The 19,878-nt window shown below is 43.4% G+C and carries 12 protein-coding genes and 6 pseudogenes; 13 read left to right on the top strand and 5 right to left on the bottom strand.

Annotated elements, in window-relative coordinates; all coding sequences use genetic code 11:
• Together OQJ86_RS13030 and OQJ86_RS13025 are read left to right on the top strand one after the other, a co-directional pair.
• Window positions 1-249: pseudogene (locus tag OQJ86_RS13030) on the top strand (IS5/IS1182 family transposase); the annotation flags it as partial.
• Window positions 250-598: 349 nt separating this feature from the next.
• Window positions 599-1,342 carry a helix-turn-helix domain-containing protein gene (locus tag OQJ86_RS13025; RefSeq protein WP_265988018.1) on the top strand — a complete coding sequence of 248 codons (744 nt, stop codon included), beginning with the start codon at window positions 599-601 and terminating at the stop codon, window positions 1,340-1,342.
• A 70-nt stretch (window positions 1,343-1,412) separates the two neighbouring features.
• Here the strand turns inward: OQJ86_RS13025 and OQJ86_RS13020 are convergent.
• A pseudogene (locus OQJ86_RS13020) lies at window positions 1,413-1,571 on the bottom strand (IS200/IS605 family transposase); the annotation flags it as partial.
• A 1,133-nt stretch (window positions 1,572-2,704) separates the two neighbouring features.
• Here OQJ86_RS13020 and OQJ86_RS13015 point away from each other — a divergent pair.
• The 6 genes from OQJ86_RS13015 (at window position 2,705) to OQJ86_RS12990 (ending at window position 11,078) form a co-directional block, all read left to right on the top strand.
• Complete coding sequence (locus OQJ86_RS13015; RefSeq protein WP_265988017.1) at window positions 2,705-3,292, top strand: hypothetical protein; 588 nt, start codon at window positions 2,705-2,707, stop codon at window positions 3,290-3,292.
• A gap of 80 nt (window positions 3,293-3,372) precedes the next feature.
• Window positions 3,373-3,846, top strand: a complete 474-nt coding sequence (locus OQJ86_RS13010; protein WP_265988016.1) for a hypothetical protein — start codon at window positions 3,373-3,375, stop codon at window positions 3,844-3,846.
• Window positions 3,843-6,608 carry a TcfC E-set like domain-containing protein gene (locus OQJ86_RS13005; protein ID WP_265988015.1) on the top strand — a complete coding sequence of 922 codons (2,766 nt, stop codon included), beginning with the start codon at window positions 3,843-3,845 and terminating at the stop codon, window positions 6,606-6,608. Before OQJ86_RS13010 ends, OQJ86_RS13005 begins: the two co-directional genes overlap by 4 nt.
• A complete protein-coding gene (locus OQJ86_RS13000; protein WP_265988014.1) occupies window positions 6,592-7,326 on the top strand; it encodes a hypothetical protein in 735 nt (244 codons plus the stop codon). The genes OQJ86_RS13005 and OQJ86_RS13000 overlap by 17 nt, the downstream gene beginning before the upstream one ends.
• A 2-nt stretch (window positions 7,327-7,328) precedes the next feature.
• Window positions 7,329-8,378 (top strand): hypothetical protein, encoded by a 1,050-nt coding sequence (locus OQJ86_RS12995; protein WP_265988013.1) that lies wholly within the window; start codon window positions 7,329-7,331, stop codon window positions 8,376-8,378.
• Window positions 8,379-8,405: 27 nt separating this feature from the next.
• Window positions 8,406-11,078 (top strand): Ig-like domain-containing protein, encoded by a 2,673-nt coding sequence (locus OQJ86_RS12990; protein WP_265988012.1) that lies wholly within the window; start codon window positions 8,406-8,408, stop codon window positions 11,076-11,078.
• Here OQJ86_RS12990 and OQJ86_RS12985 read toward each other — a convergent pair.
• Complete coding sequence (locus OQJ86_RS12985; protein ID WP_265988011.1) at window positions 10,985-12,055, bottom strand: reverse transcriptase domain-containing protein; 1,071 nt, start codon at window positions 12,053-12,055, stop codon at window positions 10,985-10,987. The two genes, OQJ86_RS12990 and OQJ86_RS12985, sit on opposite strands and share 94 nt — an antisense overlap.
• 165 nt (window positions 12,056-12,220) lie before the next feature.
• Between OQJ86_RS12985 and OQJ86_RS12980 the strand changes: the two genes are divergently transcribed.
• Together OQJ86_RS12980 and OQJ86_RS12975 are read left to right on the top strand one after the other, a co-directional pair.
• Window positions 12,221-13,150 (top strand): OmpA family protein, encoded by a 930-nt coding sequence (locus OQJ86_RS12980; RefSeq protein ID WP_265988010.1) that lies wholly within the window; start codon window positions 12,221-12,223, stop codon window positions 13,148-13,150.
• Between the two features lie 1,001 nt (window positions 13,151-14,151).
• Window positions 14,152-14,573, top strand: a pseudogene (locus OQJ86_RS12975) (M23 family metallopeptidase).
• Window positions 14,574-14,928: 355 nt separating this feature from the next.
• Here the strand turns inward: OQJ86_RS12975 and OQJ86_RS12970 are convergent.
• Entirely contained in the window at window positions 14,929-15,537 is a 609-nt protein-coding gene (locus OQJ86_RS12970; RefSeq protein WP_265988009.1) for a peroxiredoxin, read from the bottom strand.
• Window positions 15,538-16,041 (bottom strand): thiol peroxidase, encoded by a 504-nt coding sequence (gene tpx, locus OQJ86_RS12965; RefSeq protein ID WP_265988008.1) that lies wholly within the window; start codon window positions 16,039-16,041, stop codon window positions 15,538-15,540. It abuts the gene before it with no gap.
• Between the two features lie 417 nt (window positions 16,042-16,458).
• On the opposite strand from tpx, the pseudogene OQJ86_RS12960 reads away from it, so the two are divergent.
• Window positions 16,459-17,196: pseudogene (locus OQJ86_RS12960) on the top strand (IS5 family transposase).
• A gap of 531 nt (window positions 17,197-17,727) precedes the next feature.
• Here OQJ86_RS12960 and OQJ86_RS12955 read toward each other — a convergent pair.
• Window positions 17,728-18,365, bottom strand: a pseudogene (locus tag OQJ86_RS12955) (transposase); the annotation flags it as partial.
• On the opposite strand from OQJ86_RS12955, the pseudogene OQJ86_RS12950 reads away from it, so the two are divergent.
• Both OQJ86_RS12950 and OQJ86_RS12945 read left to right on the top strand, forming a co-directional pair.
• Window positions 18,349-18,690, top strand: a pseudogene (locus OQJ86_RS12950) (NirD/YgiW/YdeI family stress tolerance protein); the annotation flags it as partial. The pseudogenes OQJ86_RS12955 and OQJ86_RS12950 overlap by 17 nt on opposite strands.
• Window positions 18,691-18,777: 87 nt before the next feature.
• A complete protein-coding gene (locus OQJ86_RS12945) occupies window positions 18,778-19,578 on the top strand; it encodes an SPOR domain-containing protein (RefSeq protein WP_265988007.1) in 801 nt (266 codons plus the stop codon).
• Window positions 19,579-19,878 lie beyond the last annotated feature (300 nt).

Genomic DNA, 19,878 nt, shown 5'->3' with positions numbered 1-19,878 from the left:
CAAGGACACCCTCGCAATTTAGCAGTAGGTTGTCAGAAGCTCTACGGCTCCAACAAGAGGTGGAAACAACGGTATGGCTATCACAAGCGCTCACTATCAGAGACAGCAATGTACCGAGTAAAACAGATGCTAGGTGGGAAATTAAGCCTGAGAAACTACAACGCTCAAGTTGGCGAGACTTACGCTATGATTAAAGCGTTGAATAAGCTCACAGGGCTCGGTATGCCTGAAACTCAGCATGTTGTTTAAGAACTGCTCAACATGGGGTTGCCATGTCTTCTCACCGAATTAAGCAACAAAGCCACAATCATCTTGAAAAACGCCGATAACAACTCTTATGGATAGTGCTCTGATCTTTTATGATGCACATCAGTTAAGTGTTGTGGGTTGCGTTGTTCTCTCACCATGAATTAATAATGTCAAGTTCGATTTAATTTTATATTTAAGTCATCAAAATATGAAACTTATTTTTCAGTTGGGAAATGTGCTTAATAAATGAACTATATTTAGCTAATTTGTCGTAACGATAAATATGGTTTGTTGACTTATTTCTACTGGAAAAGCTTAATTTATCTATTGTGATTTGAGTGAGTTTGTTATGTTTCAGTGGGCTAGCGATTTAAAAAAAAATGAAAATATAATCACTATTTTTGGTGATGATTATTTATATGTTCGAGGGTTTTCAGGTAACTTGTCATCAATGGTAAACGAACTTGAAAGTTGGTCTAACCTCATTTTAAGGGCGAAGTATAGCAACGAAAACGCCCTTCCTACACTGTCCTTGTTTACGGCGGATGCTTGTCCTCATTCTTCGAAAAGTGACCAAACTCTTATAGTGCCAGTTCCCTCAGGTTGCAAAAGCATGAGCAACGAAGTGAGGATCGAACCGATATACTATTCCTTAAGCGCAATTATGAGAGACATCAAGCGTTCTTATGATCCTAGGTTGGAAGTGGAAGCTGTTGTGAGATTGCTTAAGGCTAGAAGGAAAACAAATCTTGAGGATATTCAGATAAATAAGCTGTTATTACTAGTACAAAAGCATTCGCTGGAGCATGATTTTAATCTTGACGCTCTCTGCGAGAAAGTGTTTATGTCCAGAAGAAAAGTCCAATATCTATTCAAAAGTAATGGATTGTGTTTTAGAGAAGTTTTAGGTAGAAATCGATTGTTAAATATGATGGAGCTAATTTTAAAAAAACCTGATTTTCAACTGGAGCAGTTGGCTATAAATTCTGGCTTTTCTACATTATATTCTGCCAATAGAATGACTGAAAAAGTTAAAGGCGTAGATTTGAGAACGTACAGAAATATGGTTAAGGCGTCATTAAGTTCTGAGTAAATTACCATCTTCTAAAGAAGGTGACTTTGCGTGAACCCCTAAAGGAGGCCTTTGTTTAATCCAATGTAAACTACTGATGCTGCTCCATTCGCTCTTGTTTTTCTTGATGTCTTACATGTCGGCGTATGATTTCTTCACTTGTTCGAACAGTATCGAAAAAATGGCCTTTTTCCCAAAAGGGATTACCCCAAAGCCTCTTCTCCCTAAGATTAAGAAATTTGCTAAATACATTCTCGGTCATCATGATTGGTTTAAGCGTAATGAGTTGTTTTTCCTGACGGGCCACTTTGGAACTGAGTTCTAAAACAAATAGCGGCTCATTCTTCGCTAGTTCTAGGGTTCGCAGTTGTTTGCATGAGGAGTGCTTCAATGGTGGATGTTTCCACAACGACATCGCCCAAGTTGGATCATTGTTTGACGGGGTTGGTCGCTGGTTTGCTCCTCTTTTAAGTTGCTTCTGTAATAGGTGCAACTCGCCAGTTAGATGTAGAATGCGCAATATTGCACTGTAAAGTAAGCAAAATGCGCATTTCACGGTGTTACGTAGTGACGGGGCTAATTGATTTCTTGTATCTTGCACAGTGTAAAATGTGCAATGTTAATGACTGATGTCTGAGTTTTTGGTGAAGTGCTAGTTGAAAAAAGAAAAATATTACAAGAGAAATGGCAATGAAAAAACTATCTTTATACGCTCTGTTTTAATTATCTTTAACTGCTTGTGGTGATGAAGAGCCAGAAAAAAAGAAGTAACACAAACGAAACAGCAGGAGAAAAATACGAGGACATGTCAGTTAAAGAGAAAAAAGTCACATGCTTCAATGGTAAAGAGATATGAATGTCAGGACGGACATTTCGTTACAAAAAGTACAATTTTTTGTCGAGCTTTTCAATAATTCAATTAGTTAAAATGTTGACGAAATTAGCAATTAATTAGAGCGCTAGATAGCGGCTGGTTTTGGATTTAATAGGATAATAATCTAAAACATCTCTATCGTTAGGTTTAATACTATTCGCCTACATAGAGTGAATTATAACGAAAGGATTTCCTTACTGTATTAATTCTTAAAGGTGATATCTAACATCATATTGTAAGACGGTAAAGAAACCGGTACTTGAAAAGCTCAAATTTTATCGTTCTGTTTTTAAGGATAAAATCGTAAGTGAAATTCTGCGTGCAAATGAAAACTAGAAGAATGTCAAATTGAATATACGATTGTGTTTCTGTTTAGAACGCACGTTCTTGAATTATTTAAGACTTCTTTATTTAAATCGGGTTGAGCATCTACTGGCAACCCGCTTTAAAAAAGGATGTTATTTAATATATGGAATGTGACTAATAGTTAGGTTTATATAGGAATTAAAATGAAAAAAACAACAGTTTTACTTACAGCGCTAACGTCTATGATAGCGGCTCCATGCGCGTTTGCAGGTACTGCATCATTCCAATGGAACGGAGAAGTGCCTGCAATTACGACGGATTCTGCTAAGTTCTGGATCGTAACACCAGATGGGCAATCTCTACTCTCTGCTACAGACACAACGTCGGCAAAACTGACGTTTCGTAACGACGCTGGTGTGGTAGACCTAGTAAGCTCGCAAGAATACAGCTTTAAAGTAGTTAAAAACGCAACCTCTATTGATAACGACAGATTTGATCCAGCGACCGATGATGAGGCGGTTGCATATCAAATTGCACTAACAGAGTTGAAGGTATCTCAAGATGGCGGGTTTGTAGAATCTGGTAATGATTACTTCGCTATTGATGCAAACAACACTGCGCTTGCGTTAAATCCAACAGCGCCAGTAGCACGCAACGCAGGTCAGGTGACTAACGTCGTTGTTGCAAAAGCAGAAGGACGTACTAACCCTGACGCAGGTCTACAGGGCGCAGCTGTGGGTACGGCGGTCATTGTACAGGCGAAGATTGTGGTAACGATACCGGAACTTTGATTTTTAGCTCTATCTGTCTTTGTGTTTAAAAAAGCAAAAAAAGGGGGGGGGGATCCCGCCCTTTTGTTTGGAACATTATCATGAAAAGTTCGTTCTGCTTTCTTATTGGTCTGTATTTGTTTGTTGGAGTGGTCAACGCGGCAGAAACACGAACATTCACACCTTTCGTTGTCATTGAAGGAGCTGGTGGGCAGGTGATAGAAATCCGCGCCGATAAGCGCGTGTTTTCTGCCTTATATTCGTCACCTGAGCAATCCTTTCATCCTTTGTCTATCCCTTTTCAGGTGGTTTCAGTGAGTGGTGAGCCTATTGATTATCAACTGTCGTTGGTGACATCAGTGCACCAGTGTAAAAGGGCAGGGGGCGTTGCTGATATAGGCGTCGATGTTGAGGTTAAACTGGATGGTAAGGTATGGCCTGTCGATGGGGCTTCATTCACCGGCAAGAGTGATGAACATAAGATGAACTTGACTTATGGTCTTGTTCCTCAAATAGAGTTGCCTCAGTCGTGTTTTGGGACGTTACGCGTACAAGCAGAGGTGGGGATAATATGATGTCGAAAAAATGGTCTTTTGTCATTTTTGCGAGTTTGTATGGGTATGCATTGGTTGGGTATCCCAGTGAATACCCATTGGAGTTTGCAGACTTTTTTGAGCAGCATTCTGAAAAGGTTGAGGTGGTGGTTGAAGGGTTGCCCCGCAATGAAAGGTTGCTGGCCAGCGTAAGTTATGATGGTTTCCAATTGCCGAAAGACTCTCCGTCGAGTCAAACATTGATGGGTTTTCTGCTACGCCAACGTTTGACGGCCGAAGCGGCGAAGGAGATTGTTGCCCAACTTGAGCGTGGAGTGAAAGCGAATCCTGGGTGTGAGACTGCGTTGGCGCGTTGTATTCCGGAAGACGTTTCAGGGCAAGCGGAATTTGTGTTTGATTACGACGCCAGGTTGTTGCGTATTTTTGTGTCAACACTGATGTTGGAGCCTGTTCCCAAAGAACGAGAATATTACGATCCTATAACTGAAAAGGGGGCATTGGTTAACTGGTCAAATTTTTATGCCTATGCGTCTGAAGATAGTCATAGTTTTACATGGACAAACGAGGCGTTATTAGGTTTACCGGTTGGTTATTTATCGATGAATTCGCAATACCATGATTCAGAGAATCGTTCAGAGTTTGATTTGCAACGTGCTATCTATGATTACGAGCTTGAGGACCTTCGTTTTTTTGCGGGTTATCAAAACAATAATGGTATTCGCTTAAACAGTACGGATTTTTTGAGTAGTGGTAACGATTATTCCGGTTGGGGTGCGACGTTAGGAAGTAGCACTAATCTTCTTAAAGGCGATTTGAGGGCGCAGCAGCGCTTGAGTTTCTTCGTTCCTCAAGGTGGGCGACTGGAAGTGTATCAAGGCGAACGACTGTTGCTTACGAAGGTGGTGAGTTCTGGTGAACAATCGCTGGGTTACAACGAATTACCACCGGGTGTCTATACAGTTACGCTGCGTTTAAAGCAAGGTTCGACAGTTGTGTTTGAAGAACAACGTCAGATAGTGAATAGCTCGTCGTTTGCCTTGCCGGTTGGTGGTTGGGATTATCGTTTTGATATCGGTCGATTTGATGATAGGAAAGAAGAGCTGACATTATCGGATGAAAAGTCCCAGCCGATTGAGAGCCGAAACTATGCGCGTATGTTAGCGTCTTATCGCCCTGCTGAATCTTGGCTGGTGGGTGGCGGCGTTGTGAGTAACGGTGTTGATACGCAATGGTTGCTCGGTTCGCGCTTATTGCTTTCTGAGCATATCGATTTGGACTATAGCGTAGGATTGTTTGGTTCTGGCGATGTCTATCAGTTTGGGCAGTTAAACGTTGATCCGTTCAGTTTTTCTTTTCGTCAAGTTGAACATGGTGACGTGTATAACCCAGAAGAGTTAACGCGCATGCTCTATGGTACGGACGATTTTTCCGAGTATGGTGCGAGTATTTCTGGTTCTTGGGGGGGCGGTCGAACTTACGTCAGTTACTATCGACGAGATAGTAAAAACGGCCAAACTCACAGTCTGAATGATAATTTTTCGTTCACTTGGGCATATCCTTCGTGGGGAGGGGATTTAAGTGTTAACGCTTCACTAAACAGTGGTGATGGGGGGGAGGATTCTCGATCTGTTGGCGTCTCTTGGAGCCGTCGATTCGGTGAGTCCATCCATATTAACTCGGGGGCGAGCATGACTAGTGGTGACCGAGTTTATTCGTATGCGGACGTCGGTTATACCTATGAAGGTGATGGTTGGAACGGTAGGTCAATTGCAGGTATTCAGCACTACAGTGGGGTAGCTCCAATGGCAACTGGCTCTTTTTCATTAACGGGTGATAACAAAATGATGCGTTATGACGCTTATGGTTACGTTACTTCGAGTGGTCATCGCTCAGTGTCTGGTAATATATCGGGTACGCAGATGTTCTCATTGTCGGGGGGCGCGCTTACGTCAGGGCGTGGTCAGGCTTACATTGAGCTTGAGCCCGAGTGGGGGAGTGAAACAGATGCATTGCCTTCAACTTATGTAAGGTATACAGCATTGCGTAACGGTCATCCGTGGTCAGATGAGCGAGTTTCTGTTGGCCAAAGTGCCGTGATTGACATTCCAGCTTACAGCAAGATGGAGTTTATGCTCGATACGGATTCTCAAAACATTGATGCGGATGTACAAAACAGCGAGCGCTTTGTTATGCCGGGGACCTACTATCAATTCAACAACGCTATTGTACCACTCGAGTCTCAAATGTTTGTGTTAAAAGACATGAATGGGGAGCCTGTGCGACACGCGCGTTGTATTGGGGATGGTTGTAAGAATTTAGAGCTGTTGTCTGATGATGGCGTATTTCGCGCGAACTATCGTGCAAACTCGCCATTTAAGATAGTGTCAGACAAGCGTTTGTGTGTTTATAACCCTGCTGACCTCGATAAGCGATTTACTCCGGCGTATTGCTTACCTGGCTTAGAGGATGCTGATGGGCAGTTGGTTCGTAAAGATGAGGCAGCAGAAATAGCGCTAATGAATGGTAGCGAGCCTCTTATTTATATCGGTAAGTATGAATCGAATGAAGAAATTAAAGATATTTTGATTCGACTGGACGAAGTTGGATTGGTTTCTAAATCCATTGAAGTCGGAGCAGTACGTTACGTTTATGTGCAATATCAAACGGTGTATTCCGTTGCTCAGCGTACGCTGCTAGAAAGCTTGGATGCTTACGTGATTCAGGATGCAATCAATACTAAACAACTATTTACATCGAGACTTGGTCATGAAGAAAATTCTTAAAATCTGTTTGTTAAGTTTAGCGTTTGCTCCATTGCTTAGTAAAGCGATGGGCATTGATTCCATGTTAAGAACCACGGTGAATGGTGAGACGGCTTTCACGGTAACCAGTGGTGCTAATTATCGTGAGTTTATTCAGGCGGGCATTACAGAGTTAACCGTTGAGAACGGTAAATTATCGAAGATGCCATACACCCGAGATAATATCGAAAAATGGAGTTTAATTGTTCGCCCTGCTAGAGCGGTGATAGAGCCGAAACTAAACAAGCGGTTTCAGATAGAGTTTTCGCCATCGCCGATGACGGATATATCAAAAGATCATGTTTATCAGGTGTCTTTTATTCCCACGCCTTATTTTGCAGAGGGTGAGCCAGTCACGAGCGCAGTCCAGATTGCACTGGGTTTTGCGCCGGTCGTGATTGTACCTGCGAACAAGGATAAGCCGATTCACTATGAGATCCAGCGTAATAAAGACAATATAGTGATAAAAAACAACGGCGACACATACTTACGTGTTACGTTGAACGCCTGTGCTAAAGGAGAGGTGAGCGATTCGTGTCGTAACGTTGTTCAGGCGTTGTCCGGTCGAAACCTAACGATCCCCTTGTCGGAAAAAATGGCTAAGGCATCAGAGATTAAGGTGGACTTGAGTACGCATAATCTCGATTACAAGCAGTCATTGACATTAAAGCTAGGGCAGACGTCTGCTAGCCAGGAGTGAGCATGAGAGTGGTTCAACGAGCACGTTACTTGGGCGTAGCGATAATGCTTGTTATGACGCCTTTCTTCTCTTGGTCGGCAGAGTTTTCGGCCGTCACTAAGGGGGGGAGATTGCAGTGGTTATCACTCAATAACGTGTCAGGCGGGCAAGTTCCGAGCTATTGGGATATCCCACCCGAGTTGCCTGTGGCTGAAGCGGTGATACCTGGAGGTGTCACCGATACGGGGGCGAAAACCTTAAGTGTGTCTTTTAATGGTAAATCCGTAGGCTTACCAATCACAATTAAAGGCATGATTTATCGTTTGTCCAGTGCCGCGTCAACGTCGGTGAATACGTCAGGTACAGCGACTACAACGGGTTCTTCGAATGAGCGGCAAGTGAGTGGGCGAGGTGTTGGGAACCAAATTATCCATCTAGATACGCTGGAAAGCCCAATTACTCATTACCGCCCACTGATTGGCGCCATTGATGAGCGGGCGTGGATGAACGCGTTTAAAGCTGCAAATGCGACAAAAGGAAAATATATCGGCACGATGCAAGTGACTGCGATGTATGACTACATTCGAGGCGGAATTCGTATACGCCATACTTTAGTGTTCCCACTAACTGTAACTGTTGACTATGAACCGCAGTTTTTGACTGATGTGGTTGTTACGGGCAATAACGTCATGGAAAAAACCTATCACCAAGGACTTAAGGTGAGTGGTAAAACCACCTATCAAATTGTTGCGACGGGTTACTTCGTGGATGGTGTCGAGATGGGGTTGGTCGCGCCGGTGGGTTCTGATCACTTTGCTCTGAAGTCGGCGACGACGAGTAAGGAGATTCGATACAGTGTGATGTGCAGTTTGGGATGTTCGGAAAATCGCACCATCATAGATAAAGGAACGCCTGTCACGAACACGACAACTAAAAAGACTCTGATAGATGCGACCGATGTCGACAGAGTGGAAGCGAGGATCGAGGTGGGATTTGCCCCTATTGCGGAAGCAGATTATGCCGGAGATACATACACAGGTGCTTTCACGCTGATATTTGAAGCGCGTATTTAACCTGTTTGAACGTTGATGAGCATTATAATGAAATATTTAAAACATATGTTTCGCTTAGCCTTAATGGCGTACGCAATTGCATTGTCGGGTTGTGGTGGCGAAGAGCGCGGAACGAGCACCCCAGAGCCACCAGCAACGGTACCAATGCTGGCAATGGATGGATTTAGAACAGTGACGCCTAAGCAAGAGACCTTCATCGATTTAACACCGTACATTCGAGGTACGAATGTGACTATCTCGGGGGTGCACGCAGCAAAGGATGATGAGAACTGTGGTGCGCCGACAGTGTCTGGTCAGGGGGTGAACGTTTATGTTGCGGGTGGTGAGTTTTGTGAATTTACCTATACCGCTTCGCAACCGGGCGCCAAATCGACTCGTGCATCACTGAATGTGCTGGCAACAAAAGCAACAGAACCAACGTTGCGTCCTTTATCCGAGGCATTGATCGTGGGTGGCGACAATGTGGACTTTAACGTGCAAAAGTTGCTTGGCGCGGACTGGAAAGAGACCTATAGCCTACACTCAGTTAACGTGGTAGCTGACGGCAGCGATAACGCAGGTACCGTAACGAAAGCCGGTAACACCATTACTTTCACACCGCCGGAATTAGTTGGTTGGAACCGAATTATCTATACGCTGAACAACAGTGCCGATGCGGATGCATCAGTAATGGGTGAGATATACGTGACGGTGTCAAACGAAATCAATCATCCACCGACCATCGAACAACCGAAATACGACTACAACAAATACAACTCGTCCGAGCCAATCCACTTTGGCACAACGACGACTCTAAACTTGGCGACTCTACCCGGATTAAATATCAGCGATCCCGACGCAGAAGACTGGCAGCTTATCGCAGTTCAAAGCTTCACTGCGACCGTCGAGGCAACTGATCCTGTTAGCACTTCGAACAAGTCGATCAACTTTACGGCCCCGACGGTTGGCGATCATTTTGTGAACTACATTGTGGCCGACCACCTGGGCGGTTACTCAATGGGCTCTATCAAGGTGAACGTGGAAGCGAAGGGCGGGGCTGCGAGCTGGCGGGATATCAAGACTAGCAAGATCACATTCACTGCTCCGGCCACATATGCACAGGCGAGCAATAAGGGTTATCACGTCAACGCAATCTGGGATGTCGGGGTTAACAACACGATAGCGGGTTTTAGTACCGCCGCTGCTAATTCTTATTGTTCAACGAAGGGGAGAATACCAAGCGTCAAAGAAATGCAGGTATTGTTTGATAGCGCAGTACCGGAACTTGGCAAGTGGCCGAAACACGAACCCTTTTTAGCACTGGACGGAACCTCTCCGGTAGCGTTTAACATGGTCACAGGAGCGGAGACAATCGGCAATGCAGCCGGAGCCTATTACCTGACGTGCATAAAATACAGCAACATGAAACTGGATATGCTGACGCAAGTTGTAATAGCAAACGGCACCGAGCAGCCGGTCGCGGAAGTCCGGATGGACCAACCGGGTGACACGTTCGACATCGGGCGCGGCGAGGTCGGCAGCACGTTAACAGAAGCAGAGGCGGGGGTAAGCCGGAGTACCGTACAGGGCAGCAGTACGACACTAGTCGCAGCGGGCACAAAGGCAGGCATGTACACGTTAAAAGTAACGGATGAATCAGGAGAAACTCTTCTCTCACCAGTAATATCGTATATCGGCGATAGGGCAACAGCGACAGGCACGTTGAACGCCTCGCGACTAATGCCCAATGGTGTTACGCCGTCGCCACTGAGCATCACGTTGCGGGACGCGTACGGGAACCCAGTGAAGGACGTTAGATTAACTATAACGGCACAGTCTGACGGTATCACATTCGACCCACCAACCGTCACCACAGGTGAAGACGGGACAGCCAGAACCGCGATGACCGCAGTACGCGGAATCGACACGACAGTGAACGTGAGGTTCGCGGACAGCGGAACGGACGTGGGCCAGAAGCAGGTCCAAGCAACCGCCAGGAGCTACACGTTCGATACCGTCACAGCCGAGGGGTACCGGTATTTCTTCGAACTCGCCCCCGGCGAAGCTGCCGTGCCGCAGGATCTTGTTGTGTTCCCGGACGGATACATGTTTAACCAGACCGAGACTTACGTGCAACTAAGCCCGCTCAAGGACGCACCAGACGGAATTAAGACGTACCTGCTGGGCCAAAAAGTCGGCGGGATAGGCGACGCAATATATTTCCCTAGCGCCGCCGGCAAGGAAGAGTGTGCATTGGAGGTACAGCAGTGGTTCGACGGGAAGCCGAAGGAGCTGTGGGATAGCGTGTATTGGACAGATGGCGACTACGTAGATTACGTAAGCGGAGACACAAGGACCAGGGGGTGCTTCGTCACAACGACTGTAGGATCAACTAATCTCACCGCCTGCCCCCCAAATAATCCGCCGTGGAAGCCCAAATATTGTCTAGACGGGAGGTCACGGCCAATATCAAGAGGGTTTTTAAAGACTGTCAGCACGTCAGCAAGCGCTGCGTTGACCAGAGATGTCTCGTTGAAAGAGCTGTACACAAAATGCGGGGGTAGCGGCTCATCCATCGTTGGAGGTGAGGTGAGGCTGAAGTTAACTGCAGTATGCCCGCTGTTGCATTATTCCGGGGACGTTTGGCAACCGGAAAAAAACGGAAATGTCTCCGGGACGCTGCGAAACAACCTCGGCATAGCACTTGATAAACAGTTGTAATGCACTTGAAAGATCGGTCTGTTGAGTTGCTGGCTTGCCCATTGTTGCCACCGCTGGATATACCGACTCACCCGACCTGCTTGCTCCTTGGCAGGCAGGTTTCGGGTTTGCTCGTAAAGTCGAGTCAGTGTTATTCGATGGTTTTGGATGGCGCGAGGTGCAATGGTGGTTGCGCCTTGCTTAGTAAACCAAACGCCCATCCAGTCAAAGCCTTTGTCTATTTTTCCGATGAAGGTTTTATCTGGGTGTTGAACAAAACCAAATTGGTTAAAAAATTGGTTCAAAGTAGTAACGGTTTTGCGAAGTTGCCACCTTGTTTTAGTCAAGATGATGAAATCATCCATATAACGTGCGTATCGGCAATGAGGCAGATTCGAAAAGTGTTCATCAATACAGTAAAGATGAAAAGCGGCAAGTAGAGGGCTCAATGATGAACTTCGGGCAATCCCTTGTTTAGGGGTATGGAATTCACCACCGTCTTCTACGCTGTAATAGATATATTGATTAATTAGTTCTAATAAATAAGATTCATGTACGTGCTTCTTTAATTGGGTGAAAAGTATTTCTTTATTAATATTGGCATAATAACCTTTGATGTCAGTTCTTATTACAAAGGATGCTGGCTGAGATTGAATAAATCGATTAAGTCGTTTGATGGAGGCGCTACCACCTTGGTGACCTTTTATGTGTTCGCATAAAGTGTGAGTGGGTAAGCGTTGCTCGAGTTGTCGGGTTAAGTAATGAATAACGAGCGCGTCTAGCGATGACCAGAGCGCTTTGCTTTCTCCTTGAGCGTTCGTCACGATTTGCATAGGCGATAATCGATATTGTTTGCTTTTTAATGCCGAAACTAATGCGGGGCGTATGCTATTCCAATGAAAGCGGACATGCCAAATATCGCTGTTGGCTGGAAACTTACGCCGTTGTTGTATTAACCATTGATAAGCACGATTAATGTCAACAGTTTTAATTCTCATCTGTTTTGGTGGTTGAATAAAAGAGTAAATTGAAATGAAATAAAGTTTAGAGCATTAAATGTTGAACAAAATAGAAACCGTACGTTCATTATTTAAATCTCCGAATTGTCACATGTAAATATATAACATCCAAACATTGGTATTCCAGTTTTTTAAGTGGTTTTTATGAAGATTGTAAAGTTATCTCTATTGTTGTCGGCGCTAATTGGGAGGCCTGCATTGGCCTCTGAATGGTTAGAAGCCTCAAATTTTTGGGTGGGTGCGGCCCTTGGTGCTGGGCAGTTAGAAGAGTCTTCGTCTGGTTATGACTCTAAGATGCGAGCCTTTAGTGGCAAGTTGGATGGAGGATATGATCTAAACTCAAATTTTGGTCTGTACTTTGGGTATGACTTTATGCAGTACATACCCGAAGACAACGACATTCATATGGGCTCTATGGGGCTTGTCGGTCGTTACGCTCTGACTCGAAAGCTAGATTTGGTGGGGAACGCTGGCGTGGTTAAGCCATTTGGTGAGCAAAGCCACGCTGGTTTCGCTAACTCGTTAGGGCTTGGATTAAGCTACAAACTGACGCATGCAACCTCTACGCGAATAGGCGTGAATTATTACAACGGTTTACCGCTTCGTTACGAGCGTGAAGGGGATTTATACCAAGCGTATTGGGGATTGAGCTACCGATTCGGCCAGCGTGACACGCCAATGGTGGTGAAAGAAGAAGCCCCTGTTGAAGTGATTAAAGAAGTTGCAGTGACGAAAGAGGTGATACAACAAGAGTTGATGAGTGACACGCTTTTTGCCTTTAACTCAAGTGAGTTGGTTATCTCCTCAACGCTCGATACGATGTTGAATGCGCTGTTGGCCAACGAAATGTTGACGCTTAAGGTAGAAGGGCATTCAGATAGTGTGGGTAGTGACAAGTATAACTTGACCTTGTCTGAGCTCCGTGCTCAGAGGGTTGCCGACTACTTTATTGTTCACGGAATCGATGTGTCGCGCATTACGGTCATTGGAAAGGGTTCAGAGGAACCCGTAGCCTCCAACGACACCGAAATAGGTCGTTCACTCAACAGGCGCGTTGTCCTATTTGCTCAATAACAACAAAAGTTTCCCTACAATGGTGCCTTTTTAGCATGAGCGGCTGAGTGTAAGTTGCATTCTGAAGTGTGGTGCAAAACTATTCGGATGTGTTTCGTGCCCTTTATAATACGAAAGTCAGGATGATTTTTTAGTAGAAAACCATAGTGTGTACTTATAGGTCAGGAAATCGTTTTTAGAAGAAGAGTAGGTGATATTGGTAGAGGCGAGTCATTTGAACGTCTGCAAGGGCGAGTTAACGCGTTAGCGAATCGCCCAAGTGGTACGTTGTGAGCGTGAGCCTCACATTAAGCGCGGTCCTTGTGTGGGCTTTAGCTTGGCGTGTTTGCTGTGCGAGTATGCAATGATGTGTCGAGGTTATTTATGGGGTCGTTATGCGATAGATAGGCGTGACGCGCCTTATTCGTAGGTGATAACTCAATTAGGTGTTCTCGATGTGATGAAGTGGCATAAATGGCTTACAAGGCGATATCGGCGAGTCACGCTTGATGATGTGGTTATGGTGGCGCTACAAGCGTTCTCTATGCTTTTACTTACCCTGTATGGGCTGGGATTTGAGAATGTGTTTAGTTAACAATGCTAAAGATCAAAAAATAGGGAGTATCTTTGATGTTGTCAGAGGTTAAATATGAATAAAAGCAAAAAAGAAGGGCTAAAAGATTACTGGCTAGTTCAGCAAAAAAAGACGCAAGCGGTGGGTTCGTTAGAGTCGTTAATAACAAGACGTCGAAGGTTTATCTGCAATGAGGCAAAGCTCTCTTTTCGTATCCTGAATGGAGAGTTAGCGCCCCGTAGTTATTGCAGTCAGCAAGGAAAAGGAAAATGATACACCAAAACCAAGTAGAGTGCTTGGCACAGTTGTTGAGCGACAAGTCGGAGCTGTACGGTTTATTAGCAATGCGGGTGACTCATTAACCCCAGAGCTGGGAGGTGACGAGGATGAGCTTGTTCGTATCGATACTCGCCTTGATTTATTAACGGATGATTTGCTGACGAAACAGATGTTGTTGCAAATCATTCCTAGTGGAAGTCCACTAAAATACCAGCGCGTTTCCTCGTTATACGGTAAGCGTCACCACCATATTTATGGCAAACAGAAGTCCCATCAAGGCATTGATTTGGTGTGTCGCATAGGCGACCCCATCCTTGCGCCTGCTGACGGGGTGATCGAGACCGTTATACCCAGTAAAAAAGGTTTTGGTAATTTCTTAACCGTGCGTCATGGGTTTGGATTTATGACGTCTTATGCCCATTTACCCCATTTAAAGTGCGCAGTGGTGAGTTTGTGCGTAAAGGTGACGTGATTGCAGCCTGTGGTAATGCAGGCAATTCAACCTGGTCTCATTTGCATTATGAAGTGCGCTTTGTCGGGTGCTTGCTGAACCCCAAGAGTGTCAATCCAAGACATCATGTTACCGCTTGAAAAAGAGTTGGCGCAGCAGAGTTGAGCAGATGTTGTTTCCTAGTTGATTTACTCCGTTGTAGTCCTACTAAGCTCTTCAACTCGAACCTCTGTGATCAAAATGATTTTTTAGATGTATCAGGTAAAGCTTGCCATATCCATACAAGTTGAATGGCATTAACTACAGATTCGTAATTTTTGCCATCTTCTCCAGACTTTACTCGTTAAACTTTAGACAGAATATAGCTAGTCTCAGATTTTGTATTCCAACTACTTGAATTTTCTTTGCCTCATTTTGAACATCGAACGGCATTCATGGACGTTGTAGGATGCAAAATGAAAAAACCACTCTCATGGGAGAGTGGTTTATATCAATTTATAAATATGTTTTCGCTGCTCGAATGGCTTCCTCAAGGTCTGGAATTGTAGTCAACTCTGGAACTCTTTGTGTATAAACAACTTTGTTGGATTTATCAACAACAATAATGCTTCGAGTTAATAAACCTAATTGTTCAATCAGAGAGCCTGTTTTCAAGCCAAACTGATGTTTTGATGAGTCAGAAAGATATGTAATACCTTGTAGAGAATGCTCTTTAAGAAAACGTTGCTGAGCAAACGGTGTATCAGCGCTAATTGCAAACAATTCAATACCGTTCAGTTCGGCTTGATTTTCTGAAAAATACTTATTTAGGTCAATAGCCTGTTGAACACAAACAGGCGTGTCTACTGAGGTCAATACGCTATAAATCTTCACTGCTTTGTTGTCTGAACTAGTGTCAAAAGGCTTTAATTCAGATGTTACCAACTGAATCGATGGCATATAATCTCCAATCTTGATACCTTCACCAGACAAGCTGAATTTATTTGTTTTTTCTAAAGTTACTATTTGGTTTTTGCCGAAGTCAGCATTAGCATCTGTGCTGATGAATTGTGCAAAAGCATTTGTTGAAATAACCAATGATGCAGCTAATAGTTTTATTTTCATCTATTTCACCAATGCTTTTATAGCAGCTTCATAATTTGGTTCATTTGTAATCTCTGACACTAACTCGCTGTGAGTTACTACACCCTCTTTATTCACACAGACTATTGCACGAGTCGTTAAACCTCTTAGAGCGCCTTCTGGAATAGCCACTCCGTATGTCTCTGCGAAACCTTCACTTCGGAAAGTTGATGCGTGTTGAACATTCGCGATACCTTCAATTTCACAGAAGCGTTCTACAGCAAAAGGTAAATCGGCTGAAACACATAAAACAGTTGTATTTTCAAGCCTTGAAGCTTCTTCACTAAATCTCTTAACGCTAGCAGCACAGACAGGTGTATCAATACTAGGGAAGATATTAATTACTACGTTCTGACCTTTTAGTGATGAGAGAGTAAGATCGGACAAATCCGAAGCAGTTAGAGAGAAGTCTTTAGCCCGTTCTCCTGTCATTGGAATCGAACCAACTACTTTTACTGGGTTTCCTTGGAAAGTTACTTGTTTCATGTATACCTCTTTATTTTAATCCACTAGGGGGTTGTACAATCAATAAAATCCTCCATTTTATAAATCATAAAAGGCAATTCAGAATAATAGCCTTAGTACAAACGGAGAGCGTAAATAATGTGACACTCTAATTTTAATTTAGTAACATTTAGAATATATGTAAATATCACCATGACAGTTAAATGTCATGTAAACTAATACAAGGTAAGAGTAATTTCTTCGTTAAAGACATATTAATTACATCTCAAGGAGTAACAATGTAAATTGTGCAAATTAATCCAAGATTGATGCAAATGAACTTTCCATGTACATATTTTTCAAGATGGAATAGTTTTGGAGGCTTTGTTGCGTAATTCGATGGAACTAAATAAGGAAGTTACGATCTGATCAGCTACATCAGTTAATCATCGTAGCCTTATGCCAAAACCTCGTTACAAAACAACTAACTGGAAACACTACAACAAAGCCCTAATTAATCGTGGGTCACTTACTTTCTGGATTGATGAAGAAGTCATAAGCGAATGGAAGCAAAGTAAACATAGCAAGCGCTGCAAGGTTTTCTAGACTCAGTATTTAAGCTAGCGAACATACCGCTTGTTTGTCCGCATTACACCTGTATAAGCCGTCGAGCCAAGCAGGTTGAGATTTCATTTAAAACTAAAACCAGAGGTGCGATACAGCATCTGGCCATTGATGCCACTGGTCTCAAGGTTTATGGCAAAGGTGAATGGAAGGTCAAGAAGCATGGTACTGACGGGAAGCGTAGAGTCTGGAGAAAGCTGCATTTAGCAGTCGACACCAGTAGTCATGAGATCGTCGCCGCAGAGCTGAGTTTATCTAATGTCACTGATGCAGAAGTTCTCCCTAATTTGCTCAAGCAAACCCGCCGACGAATCATCGAGATATCTGGAGATGGTGCTTACGACACGAGAAATTGTCATGATGCCATACGGATTAAGCGAGCTATTCCGCTTATCCCACCAAGAGAAGGGGCTGCCTTCTGGGAACGAGGACATCCTCCCAATTTAGCAGTTGCTAGGAGGAAGGTTAAGCCTGAGAAACTACAATGCTCAGGTCGGCGAAACCTACGCCATGATTAAAGCGCTGAACAAGCTTACAGGGCTTGGTATGCCTGAAACTCAGTATATTGGTTAAGAACCACTCAAGTTAAGGCGGTTTAGTTTTCTGTACGAATTACGCAACAAAGCTTCGTAGGTTGCTAGTTCGTTGTAAAAAGAAGATAGAAACCACAAGGTCATGTTGCTTGTGGTCTTATTGTTTGGAATAAATCCCTTTGGGATAGGTTCTTAGTATCATGTTAATGGGAATATTAGATTTATTGTCGCTAATAACACTACCCAAGAGATCAGTATCATAATTTCAACTCTTCCCATTTTAATCCCTGTACATTTTTTTTAGAACTTGCTGTAAAAAATCTAACTCATCTTCAGTTAGTGCTTCATGTTTTTTCGATAACTTATAGCTTTCTCTATTGAGTATTTCTTTTATTATTTTTGTTTCGTTCGCGGATAGGTTTTTTAAATTATTTTTTATGAATTCAAATATCATAAGGAACACTCATTATTTCCACTCCATTAACTACATGATAGATCAAGCATAAATTTTTTATGGCTATTTTGCGCATGTTAGTATGCTAAATCTGCAAACTTTTATGGGCTTTGTTGCTTAATTCAGTAAAAATACATGACATGATACATGTTGCTTTACTTTTGTCATATAAAACCCTGTGAGCTTGTTCTGAGCTTGTTCTGAGCTTGTTCTGAGCTTGTTCTGAGCTTTGAGCATGGCGAAAGTCTTTCTAATCTGGGCATTGTGATTTCTTAGGCTTAATTTCCCACTTCTTGTTGGAGCCGTATAGAGCTTCTGGCAACCTACCGCTAAATTACGAGGATGTCTTTGTTCCCAGAAGACAGCTCCTTTTCTTCGAGAGCTAAGCGGAACAGCTTGTTTGGAACAGTATGACATCGTGGCAACGCCTTTGTCATAAGCGCCATCGGCAGATATCTCAATAATTTGTCGACATGTTTGTTTAAGTAAGTTAGGTTAGATGAGGTCAGCTCTGCTGCAACTATATAATGGGTGATGGTATCTACAGCGATATGCAGTTTACGCCAAACTCGACGCTTCCCTCGGTACCATGCTTCTTGACCTTCCATTCACCTTCGCCATAAACTCTGAGACCGTTGCATCGATAGTAATATGTTGAATCGCACCTCTGGTTTTCGTTTTAAATAAAATCTCAATTTCCTTTGTTCGACGACCTATACAGGCGTAATGCGCGGACAATTCACTGGTAATAATGCTCAGAGTCAGTCAGTTTTTTCAGGATCAACGCAAGGCATTTCAACATTAAAGTAAGTTGTTGATGTAGAGATGTTCAGTGACGACATGCCCGTCACATTGACAGGTCATATCAAATTATCGCTTGGTGGCGACATGTATCTCTTTGCAGATTCAACTGGTGAAGTTTTTGTCGAAATTGATCATGACAAATGGTGGGGGCAATCCGCAACACTGATCACTAAAGTTCAAATCATGGGCGAGATAGATAAGGACATGTCAGACGTAAAAGTCGATGTGGATACCATTAAGATATTATACGTCACCTACACAATGAAGACTTGGTGATATCACCGAATCTTTTAGTAGGCTTTCACCTTATAACTAGCGTATTATCAACACCGTCTGTTTTTGACCCAACAGTGTTTTCTCGAAATGTTCAGCTTAAAAAAAATATCAACACTTATCATTTTATTGGTCAGTGCCTCAACGATAAAAGTCCACGCACACCCTTTAAAAAAAATTTGTCGCTACACTCCATTGGCAAACTCTGGAGCACCGCTACTATCTTATTCTTGCCCTCTCGGACAAGGTTTATGGGGAGAGAGTGGCCCCAAAAATTCGGACTCATACTTCTGGATACAGTGCGGTGTTTATTCATCTCCAATAAAGTTTCAACATGTAGCTCCTTTGCTGCAAAAGTTAAATCAACCTGTTTGGAATAAAAAGTCCCCATCGGGCTATCATTGCTTGATTGGTCCATACAGTGATTACCTTTCTGCACTAAAAGGGCAGCAACAAGCTAGAAAGGCGAAAGACTTTAAAGACAGTGCACTAAGAGAGATCGATTTATCGAATCTCAATATGCTAGAAAGCACAACTGTCTATATTCAGCGTCAATTTAGAACGCAACGCTATAGTGTAATCGCTCCATTTGTCATGAGCGGTCCTGGAAGTCAATACCGAGAAAAAGATGAACAATGGAACAGGATGACGTACCAAGACGCATACCGCCTTTGTCAAGAGAAAAAGCTATCTCTTCCCAATGAATCATTCTGGAAAGAAGCCAACTCAAGTGATGTATTCAATGTTTATGGATTGCCATCATCCGTTCCTTACTGGGGGGATAATAAGCAGGCGTTCTTTTCTTCTGGAAGAAAAACCGCCTCTACAGAACAATCATTACTTAATGTACTCTGTGTTCGCCACATAGAACAAAAAGAAGGTGATAATTAATTGAAACTCTAAGCATAGCACTTGTTTTATCGGGTTGTTCCAATACAAATGAACCTCAAGAGTTTGAAGGTTACTTTACCTATGGGCATGAAGTTTCTGATTTTCGAAAATGCAGCAGCACCACCGAGTTCTTTTGGTTAAATGGTCATTCTGAGCAAATGAAAACCATCGAAGAACTATCACAACGACAAGCTGAAAAGATTGGTGAGCTATATCAGAAAGTTCATGTTCGATTTTCTGGTTTTGCTGAAAACCGAGAACTAGTAGGCTTTGAATAAGAAACTGATGGTTTAATCTACA

Origin of the sequence: Vibrio sp. Sgm 5 (assembly GCF_026241575.1) — a bacterium.
In the GTDB taxonomy this organism is placed as follows: domain Bacteria; phylum Pseudomonadota; class Gammaproteobacteria; order Enterobacterales; family Vibrionaceae; genus Vibrio; species Vibrio jasicida.
The sequence above is the reverse complement of the archived record's forward strand: the minus strand, read 5'-3'. Positions and strand labels throughout refer to the sequence as shown.